This is a genomic window from Vibrio sp. OPT46 (assembly GCF_015163535.1).
GTDB classification, from domain to species: Bacteria; Pseudomonadota; Gammaproteobacteria; order Enterobacterales; family Vibrionaceae; genus Vibrio; species Vibrio alginolyticus.
This window is the reverse complement of the sequence record NZ_JADDYG010000250.1, coordinates 52,164-52,686: the sequence shown is the minus strand read 5'-3', so window position 1 is coordinate 52,686 and position 523 is coordinate 52,164. Positions and strand designations below refer to the sequence as shown.

General features: G+C 38.0%; 1 protein-coding gene. It reads left to right on the top strand.

What is annotated here, in order from left to right; all coding sequences use genetic code 11:
• A partial coding sequence (locus tag IQR33_RS11215) for a DUF6279 family lipoprotein (RefSeq protein ID WP_228013865.1) occupies positions 1–523 on the top strand: 523 nt, incomplete at both ends.

Genomic DNA, 523 nt, shown 5'->3' with positions numbered 1-523 from the left:
CAGACTGGCACAAGAAAGAGGAGTTACCATTATATATCGAACATTTAAAAGACCTTGAGAGATTAAAAGCGAGCGATATCACCTTAAATTACTTACAAAAAAATCGAGATAGAATGCGATCGCATTACGATAGAGTGGTCAGCAAAGCAGCACCAGATCTTTTTGCGTTAAGTTTGCAATTAACGAAAGAGCAAGAACGCGAGTTTTTGAGTAATGTACAAGAACACTATCAAGAGCGAAACGCAAAATATGCCGATAAGACAGAAGACGAAGTGCGTGAAATTATTCTGGATAACACTGAAGAGTGGATGGAAGAATGGCTAGGGAATCTATCAGGAAATCAGCGTCAATTAGCTCAAAGATTTTCTCAGCAAGTTATTTTAAACAGCCCTTTATGGAGAGATTATCGAGCCACGGTATATCAAGAGCTCGAATACTTGTTCGACAACAAATCTAATGTTGTGACTTATCAAGATATATTTATGCGACTCTTGTTCGAGCCAGAGAGTTATTATAGTGAGCT